11 protein-coding genes and 1 riboswitch are annotated in these 8875 nt (G+C 36.2%); all 11 genes read right to left on the bottom strand.

Features of this window, described 5'->3' with window-relative positions:
• On the bottom strand, nt 1–815 hold an 815-nt coding region (locus Q0R51_RS08600), incomplete at its 3' end, for a S1 RNA-binding domain-containing protein (protein ID WP_294758137.1).
• A gap of 60 nt (nt 816–875) precedes the next feature.
• Nucleotides 876–1562: a (d)CMP kinase gene (cmk, locus tag Q0R51_RS08605; RefSeq protein WP_122026030.1), complete on the bottom strand. Its 687-nt coding sequence runs from the start codon at nt 1560–1562 to the stop codon at nt 876–878.
• A gap of 38 nt (nt 1563–1600) precedes the next feature.
• Entirely contained in the window at nt 1601–2089 is a 489-nt protein-coding gene (locus tag Q0R51_RS08610) for a LysM domain-containing protein (RefSeq protein ID WP_294758141.1), read from the bottom strand.
• A 103-nt stretch (nt 2090–2192) separates the two neighbouring features.
• Nucleotides 2193–2879 carry an ECF transporter S component gene (locus tag Q0R51_RS08615; protein ID WP_110446702.1) on the bottom strand — a complete coding sequence of 229 codons (687 nt, stop codon included), beginning with the start codon at nt 2877–2879 and terminating at the stop codon, nt 2193–2195.
• A gap of 81 nt (nt 2880–2960) precedes the next feature.
• Nucleotides 2961–3075: riboswitch (FMN riboswitch) on the bottom strand.
• A 28-nt stretch (nt 3076–3103) separates the two neighbouring features.
• Nucleotides 3104–3820, bottom strand: coding sequence for a pseudouridine synthase (locus Q0R51_RS08620; protein ID WP_294758155.1), 717 nt, complete (start codon nt 3818–3820; stop codon nt 3104–3106).
• 2 nt (nt 3821–3822) lie between these two features.
• Nucleotides 3823–4431, bottom strand: a complete 609-nt coding sequence (gene scpB / locus Q0R51_RS08625) for an SMC-Scp complex subunit ScpB (protein WP_294758143.1) — start codon at nt 4429–4431, stop codon at nt 3823–3825.
• Nucleotides 4421–5158 (bottom strand): ScpA family protein, encoded by a 738-nt coding sequence (locus Q0R51_RS08630; protein WP_294758145.1) that lies wholly within the window; start codon nt 5156–5158, stop codon nt 4421–4423. Before Q0R51_RS08630 ends, scpB begins: the two co-directional genes overlap by 11 nt.
• Nucleotides 5155–5514: a reductase gene (locus Q0R51_RS08635; protein WP_294758147.1), complete on the bottom strand. Its 360-nt coding sequence runs from the start codon at nt 5512–5514 to the stop codon at nt 5155–5157. The genes Q0R51_RS08630 and Q0R51_RS08635 overlap by 4 nt, the downstream gene beginning before the upstream one ends.
• A 9-nt stretch (nt 5515–5523) precedes the next feature.
• On the bottom strand, nt 5524–6423 hold the full coding sequence (gene xerD, locus Q0R51_RS08640; protein WP_122026025.1) for a site-specific tyrosine recombinase XerD: 900 nt from the start codon (nt 6421–6423) through the stop codon (nt 5524–5526).
• Nucleotides 6416–7303 (bottom strand): S1 RNA-binding domain-containing protein, encoded by an 888-nt coding sequence (locus tag Q0R51_RS08645; RefSeq protein ID WP_122026024.1) that lies wholly within the window; start codon nt 7301–7303, stop codon nt 6416–6418. The genes xerD and Q0R51_RS08645 overlap by 8 nt, the downstream gene beginning before the upstream one ends.
• A gap of 173 nt (nt 7304–7476) precedes the next feature.
• Nucleotides 7477–8875: pyruvate kinase (gene pyk, locus Q0R51_RS08650; protein ID WP_294758152.1), on the bottom strand; the 1399-nt coding region annotated here is incomplete at its 5' end.

The following is an 8875-nucleotide window of genomic DNA, read 5'->3' on the forward strand; positions in this document are numbered from 1 at the left end:
GGAGAAGGTTCAGTTTGCTTAATTGAAAGGGAGATGCGATGTCTATCATCATCAATACCAATTACTTTAACTTTGACATCTTGACCAGCCTTTAAAACATCGCTTGGCTTATCAACATGTTTATATGAGATCTCGGAAATGTGGACTAAACCATCAACACCGCCAACATCAACAAAAGCTCCAAAATTAGTTAAACGGGAAACCTTGCCTTCAACAACATCACCCACAACTAACTGTGATGCAACCTTGTCAAAAGCTTCTTCGCGTTCTTCTTCAATTAAATCTTTGTGAGAAAGGATTAAGCGGTTCTTACTTGGATCAATTTCAGTAATTTTAAGTTTCATAGTTTTGCCGATAAATGGCTTAAGATCTGAAACATAACGGTTAGAAATTAATGACGCAGGTAAAAATCCTCTAGTGCCTACATCTACTAACAAACCACCACGAACTGAAGAAGTAACTGTACCTTCAATTGTCTTTCCGGCTTCAAAATCTTTTTGCAGTTCATCGTAAGCTTCTCTTTCCTTCAAGCGGGTAACTGAGAAGAAGAATTCACCATTCTCTTTATCTCCGCCGGCTTTTCTTAAAACTAAAGCTTTGAGCTTATCGCCTGGTTTAACTGCTTCACGTAGGTCAACGTTGCGATCTGAAGTGTATTCACGACGAGGAATTACACCTTCAATACCGGCATTTTCAACACCAACATCGATTTGACCTTCTTCAACGTCTAAGACTTCAACATCTACAATATCTCCGACCTCAACTCCTTGCATTTGCTTTAATGCATCTAAAAATTGATTACTGTTTTCTGACATTATTTACCTCCCAATATCATACTCTAATTCTAAATGAAAGTTTGATATTTTTCTACTGTTTTATACCCTTTTTTTATAGTTTTTTTGACTTTTTTTAATTTCAGATAAGATTGCATTAACTACCTGGTCTATAGTCATAGAAGTTGTGTCTATTTCAATAGCATCATGTGCCTTCTTTAATGGTGAAATTTTACGATGCGAATCTTTATAATCCCTTTCCGATATGTCTTGCTCAATTTCTTCAAGGGATTGGTTAGTTTTAATTCCTCTTTCTTTAAAATCAAGCATTCTTCTTTGAGCTCGAGAATGAGCAGACGCAACTAAAAAGATTTTAACGTCAGCTTCGGGCAAAACCGTGGTCCCAATATCACGACCATCCATCACTACATTCATCTGACCGGCCATTTGTCTTTGCAAACTGACCATTTTAGCTCTGATACCTGCTAAAGCTGATACTTGGGAAACGTGAGCAGAAATATCCGGCGTACGTATATCTTGGGATATATCTTCTTCACCGGCAAAAACTTTTTGTTGGCCATTTTCGCTTTTTAGTTCAATTTTTTCTTTATCAATGGCAGCCAATATGCCCTTTTCATCACTATAACTAAGTTTGTGTTCACGTGCTAACCAGGTAGAAGCGCGGTACATTGCTCCCGTATCAATATACGTAAAGTTCAATTTTTGAGCTATAATCTTCGCTACTGTGCTTTTTCCAGCTGAAGCTGGTCCGTCAATTGCTATTTGCATTCAATAAAAAAGGGACTGCAGTCCCTATCCTTTCTAAATTATTTGATACGCAATACTTGTCCGATATCCACCTGACTGTTAGGGTCAAGTTGATTTAACTCAGCTAACTGACCAACAGAAATTTTAAAACGACGAGCAATACTACTTAAAGAATCTCCACTTTGAACTATATATTGTTTAATTTTGGGTTTAGTTTTTGCGTGTTTCCTTTTTTGCTTAACCTTAGCTTTCTGTTCTGCTTTCGGCTTGCTCTTAGTTTTATTTTCGACAAGTTTGTTTTTTGCAGGAGAAGCTTTAGTTTTTGCTTTTTTAGCAGCTTTTTTATGAGTTTTGCGTACTTCAACTATTTTATTACTTGAACTATTATTCGCTGCTAAATGATGTACTACTGGAACAAGGCCAATTAGTATCATTATAAGTAAAACAATGAGTACAATCCAACCTTTAGAAACAGAGTTGTACGCTTCAACTCTTGTTTTTTGTGGACGTTTATAATGTTGATATGGTCCCTTAGGTTTATTAGTCATCTTAAAAAGCCTCCTTACCTAACCTGTTTAATTTTAGCATATTTAACATTTAAGTGGATAAAAAAATCGGTCATTTAATAGACCGATTTCATAATTTCTGATTTTAGTTTTTTAAATTAAAGTTTTTTCTGACAAATGGTTTGATTGTTCTCAAAACAGTTTCAAACAGTAAGTAAACAACCGTACCATTTATTGCGCCTTTTAATAAATTAAACGGCACAATAATGCCAAAAATGTAGGCACTCATTGAAGGAATGTGAAGCAATTTGCCCAAGTACACTTTCTCAGTAAATGCCAGTAAACCTGAATAACCATGAATAGTTGGCAAATTGGGTACTGTAGTTGCTGCATAAAAAGGTGTTAGGACCAGAGCATTTAAAACTGACAAAACAAAAGCCATTGCTATAATGCCAAGGACTATACCTAAAATTGGTTTTAAATGTTTTTTCGTAAAACTCTTTTCATCTTTATTGATATTTCTAGTCAAATAATAAAACGGTAAAGCAAATGAAATTGATGCTAAAAAGGCCGCAGATTGACCCACTAAACTTGGTAGAGCAAAACCTTTATATATTAAATTAATTAGCATTCTCACAAACGCGATGAAAATACCGGGTAACGGACCAAATAAAAAAGTACCAATTGTAATTACAACATCAGAAAAATCAAATTTTAAGAAGCTAGTGACAGGCAATGGTATTTCCAAAAGCATTAATACGTATGCAATTGTTCCAATTAAAGTATAAGCTACTATATTGACTAAATTATTTCTGCCTTTTCTTTGCAAAATTCTTACCTCCAAAAAACTCGGTCTGCTGCTCCTAGCAACAGACCGAGTAAAAGTAAGCTAAAGATCTTGGCTTTTAGTTTAGTCTGTCTTCTTTCATCTAGACTTTAACTATCGGTATCACAATAGATTCCACCACTTACGTGGGTCGCGGACTCTCACCGCCGGTCGGGATTTTCACCCTGCCATGAAGACAACAAACTTATTATTTAATTTCAAGTACCATCTTAATCTACGTCTTTTAATCTGTCAACTTCCTCATGGGATAATTCGCGAAAGCTTCCGGAAATCAGAGAGTCCAAGGTTAAAAAGGCGTATCTTTCACGTGCTAATTTTTTAACCTGATGATGAACGGCCTTAAACATTCTTTTTACTTGATGATACTGCCCCTCATGAATAGTTAACTGTACTATTTGGCTATTTTTTTTGCGGTCAGTTCTAATTACTTTAACTTTAGCTGGAGCACATCTATGACGATCAATTTTTACTCCGTGGGTAAGCTGACTAATTTCTGTAGGAGAAAGTACACCCGTAATTTTAGCAACATATACTTTGGCTACATTATTCCGTGGATGCATTAATAAATTTGCAAGCTCTCCGTCATTGGTCATCAAGAGTAAACCTGACGTATCATAATCTAGTCTGCCAATCGGGTATAAGCGGTAAGGTAATTCTTTAAAATAGTCAACAACGGTTTTTCTGCCTTTATCATCGCTGGCAGTCGATACCACACCACGCGGTTTATAGAAAAGATAAGTGTGCAAACTTTCCCGCTCAATTGGTTCACCGTCAACAGTAATGTTACTGAATGTATCCACCTTAGTGCCTAATTTTGTAACTACATTACCATCAACTGTCACCCGCCCTGCGGTGATCATTTTTTCAGCCTTGCGTCGTGAAGCAATTCCAGCTTCAGCAATTACTTTTTGTAATCGTTCTAACACCATTATGATTCTCCTTTTTGAGTTTTAGCAATATTCTTATCTGCTTGACCCTTAGCCGCAAATAAATCGATTTCTCCTTCGGCATTAACACTATCATCTTCAAAATCTTCTATTAGAGGTAAATCAGCTAAACTTTGATAACCAAAATACTGCAAAAAATAGTCAGTGGTCACGTATAAATTAGGATGTCCCGGTGCCTCTTTTTTGCCATTTATCTTTACAAGACCTCGCCAAATTAATGTTTGTAAAGCACCAGATGAATTTACCCCTCTGATTTCATCAATTTCAATCCGAGTAATAGGCTGCTTATAAGCAATAATCGATAAAATTTCCAGAGCGGACTGACTAAGATTTTTAGTTAGATCTTTTTGAAAAAAGTTTTCAATTGCTTTGCTTACTTCCGGCCTTGTTGTCAATTTATAAGAATCGTTTAGTTGCTGTATTTGCAGACCTGAATCTGAATTTTGCTGTAATTTTTGCTGCAAACTTTTAGTTAATTCGCGCAATGCAGGCCTGTCAACTTGCAACAGTTCACACAAATTAGTGCTTTCAATGCCATTATCTCCGGCCACATACAATAGAGCCTCTAACTGGGCAATTTTAGTTATCATCGCTATCATTTCTCTCCAAGTTCAGATCGCCGAATGTTCTATTTTGTGTTACCCGCAATTCCTGCTTTTTACAAAGTTCAAGTAATGCTAAAAACAGACCAATAACATCAGATAAAGTTTTCATTTTTTGACAACATGCAAAAAAACTGACCTTTTTACGCTTTGCCAATTCATTTTGCAAAAAAGTACTCATTTCCTTAACAGATGTCTCTTTCACTTCAACCGAAACAATATCAGGCTGTCTAAACTTCATTCTTTGTAACACTAAAATAAATGTATTAGCCAACTCAGTGGAAGTAATTTGTCCTCGAGGTAACGGCTGAATTTTTTTACTAAGTGGCACACTTTCCTCTTTAGCAGCCGTAATTGGAACCTTTTCGTTGCGCTTTTTAAAGTAAACCGAGATTTTTTTGAATATCGAATAGGTAATAAGCTGCTGTACAAGTTCATCTCTAGGATCTTCTTGTTCCTCATCATTTTCTACGAAATCATTACGCGGAAGTAGAGACTGTGATTTTATGCGTAATAACAATGATGACATCACGAAATATTCACCAGCAATTTTCAAATTAAGACTTTGCATTTCATGTAAATAGGCTAAATATTGGCTGGTAATCTGGGCTATTGGAATATCATAAATATCGATTTTCTGTACTTTAATTAAGTGCAGCAACAAATCTAAAGGACCTTCAAAATTGGGTAATTCCAAAGTAAGATTAGCACTCATATTTTTGAGTCCTTTTTTAAATATTTAATCAGATCAATATATTCTGGAACAGCTGTAATTCTTTTTTGAGGGTTATTTTGCGCCAGTTCTTGCACTGCCTTGGCCTCATATTTAGTTTTGCGAAAATCTGGAGCAAATGAAATGTAGCGAATGACAACAAATTGTTTATTTGCCTGCGTGCCAATTACACCAATAAAATTAGGGTCCTGGGACCGATAAAGATATAGACAAAATTCAGCACTATTTTTATTTAATTGAATTTCATCCTTAAGATTTGCAAGATTTTTAAAATCCGGTAAATAGGATAATAAGCCCATTGCTACTTTTTCCGTGTCATTTTTACATTCAATTAACATTTAATCACCTTAAATTCGAGGATGAGTTTTCTCGTAAACTTGTATGATATGTTTTTGGGACAAATTGGTATAAATTTGTGTAGTACTAATATCTGAGTGGCCTAAAATCTCTTGAACCACACGCAAGTCAGCCCCATTTTCAAGTAAGTGAGTAGCAAAGGTATGTCTTAAAGTATGAGGGGTAACATTTTTCTGAATACCTGCCAGCTTGCAGTAGTGCTTGATAATTTGCCAAACAGCTTGTCGAGTTAGAGAACCTCCGCGGCTGTTAAGAAAAATAAAATCCGTATTTTTTCCCACTTTTAATATGAGTGGATCACGTACTTTTTCTTTGTAACTATTAATCCAGGACAAAGCAACTTTACTAATAGGAATCAACCGTTCTTTTGACCCTTTACCAAAAACTTTGACTAATTTCAATTCTTCATGCAAGTCGGTAAATTTAAGGTTTATTAATTCGCTCACCCTTATGCCCGTTGCGTACAACGTTTCAAGTAAAGCACGGTCTCGTAAACCCAGTTTCTTTTTTATATCAGGTTGCTTAAGTAAGTCAGTAACTTCAACTGTGGTTAAAGCAACTGGTAAAGGTCGACGTTTTTTAGGTGAGTCTATTTCAAGCATAGGATTCAATTTTTGAATATTTTGTCTTACCAGCCACTGGTAAAATTTCCGCAGACTTGAAATTAAACGACTAATAGAACTTGTTGCTTTCTTTTGATCGCGTTGCTCGGCCAAAAAAGCATCAATATCAATTGCTTTAGTCGGCCAAGAACTTAAATTTTCCTTTTGCAAAAAATTAATGAAAGAGCTTAAATCCTGCTTGTAAGCAGTAATTGTATTAGCACTTAGTCCTCGCTCAATTTGACTATATCTTAAATAGTCCTCAACTTGTTCTGTTAAATTATTCATTTTTGTCTTCTTCGGGGTCGTTAACTAATGAAATTGTTCCAGTAGTTTTATCTTCCACTATGTATTTTCCCTTCAACAAGTGTCCTAATGCTCGTTTAAAAGCAGATTTTGAGATGCCAAAATAGCTTTTTATATCCTCTGCATCAGATTTATCATAAAAAGGTAATGTTTTATCTTTTTTTCTGCGCAAACTCATCAAAATCATCTGCGCATCATCATCTATTTCTTCAAATGATCGCGGCAGACTGCTCAAATTCAGGCGGCCATACTGACTAACACCAACAACTCTGCCCTTAAACTGTTCACCTAAACGTAGTGGCCGAGCCATTTGTGACGGATGAACAAAACCCAAATAATATTCTTTGGTAATTACAAATGCTCCTACTTCACGGGCTGAATAAACAGTCCCAAAAACATCTTTATTATTCATACCGTCTGGAAAATGAGCTGCAAGTTGTTCAAAAATATTTTCATCCGCCATTTTTGCCCAAATACGATCTTTTTCATCAGTTTCAAGATGAACTAGCAGTTGATCACCAACTTCAGGCCAGCGTTCTTTGTCATAAGGGAGATCATCCAAGGAAATCACTATATCTTTATCTGGCAAACCAATATCTACAAAAACACCTAAGTTATACTTGACTTCAGTCACTTTGCTCCAAGCATATTGATCTTCTTGAGCAAAGGGTAGAAACTGGGTCATTTCGCGATTATGCTGTTTATTATCGTACAGAAATCCTTTGATTTGATCTCCCAGTTTTGGCTTTTCTTCCTGAGTAATTTCCTTTCGTTTCAATTCATAAGTGAAACCTTCGACTTGAACAAAAAAAGAATTTTCATTTTGATCTATTATTTTTCCAGTTGCAATAGTGCCTAGCATGATTAATCTCCTAAGTCTAGATATTGGATCTGATAACAAGTATATCATTTTAATGGCTTAAATTGATATCAGTCAAACCAAATTAACTAATGATTTTCATTTAATTTACCCAGATCAAAAGTAAACAAAAATAGCCAGTACTGGCTACTGGCTATTTTCACATTTTACTTTAATTAAAGATTTGAAACTTCACCTTGGTAAATAGCACCACGACGAGCATCAACAGTAATAGTAATACCACTGCCAATCTTTTCAGTAGCACCAGTAACACCGACCACAACTGGGATTCCTAATGATAAACCGACAACTGCAGCGTGTGAAGTCAATCCAGAAGCTTCAACAACTAAACCTGAAGCCTTCTTAATAGCTGGCATGTAATCAGGATCAGTAGTTCTGGCAACCATGATGTCGCCCTCTTTAACCTTGCTGATAGCTTCTTCAGCACTATTAACAACAACTGTTTTACCAACAACTGAGCCGTTACCAACACCCAGCCCTTGAGCCAATTTGCTACCAATGATTTGTAGTTTCATTAAGTTGGTTGTACCGGAGTCACCAACAGGAACACCAGCAACAATGATTACTAAATCACCATCTTTAACATAGCCTTGTTCTTTGGCAACATTAGCTGCTACTTCAAACATATCATCAGTAGAAGCTGGTTTGTCAGTAAGCAAAGGTTGAACACCCCAAGAAATGCCAAGTGAGTGTTGAATCTTTTCGTCAAAAGTTAAGGCCAATATATTAGCGTTTGGACGATATTTAGAAATCATTCTGGCAGTATAGCCTGAATTAGTTGCCGTAATAATGGTCTTAACACCTAATTCTTGAGCTGTCCGCACAACAGACTCACCAATAGCTTCAGTAACGTTTGAACCCTTGTATTCTTCAAATCTTTGCAGAGCCAAAGTGTTACGTTTAAGAAGTTCTTGTTCAGTTCTTTCATCAATTTCAGCCATTGCAGAAACAGCCTTAACTGGGTACAAACCGTTGGCGGATTCACCAGAAAGCATAGTTGCATCAGTACCGTCAAGTACCGCGTTAGCTACGTCTGAAACTTCAGCACGAGTTGGACGAGGATTTTCTTGCATTGAGTCAAGCATTTGGGTAGCAGTAATAACTGGCTTACCAAGTGCATTTGCTCTCTTGATTAAATCTTTTTGAACAAATGGCACATCAATAAATGGAATTTCAACCCCCATGTCACCACGAGCAACCATTAAACCATCTGAAACTTGCAAGATTTCATCCGCATTATCGATACCTTCTTGTGATTCAATCTTAGGATAAATCTTAACATAATCACAACCTGCATCTTCACACAACTTACGGATATCAAGGATATCCTGTGCCTTACGTGCAAACGAAGCAAAAATAAAGTTAATGCCATGAGCTAAACCAAATTTGATGTCATCAGCATCTTTTTCGGTAATTCCTGGCAGGCGAATTTCAACTCCAGGTGCATTAACACCCTTTTTGGAACCTATAACACCAGTGTTTTGAGCTTCACAAACTAGTTCTTTCTTTTCTTCGTCTTTTTCTTTAATTAATAAGTCAACTAAACCATCATCA

Source organism: uncultured Lactobacillus sp., assembly GCF_946477725.1.
GTDB lineage: Bacteria > Bacillota > Bacilli > Lactobacillales > Lactobacillaceae > Lactobacillus.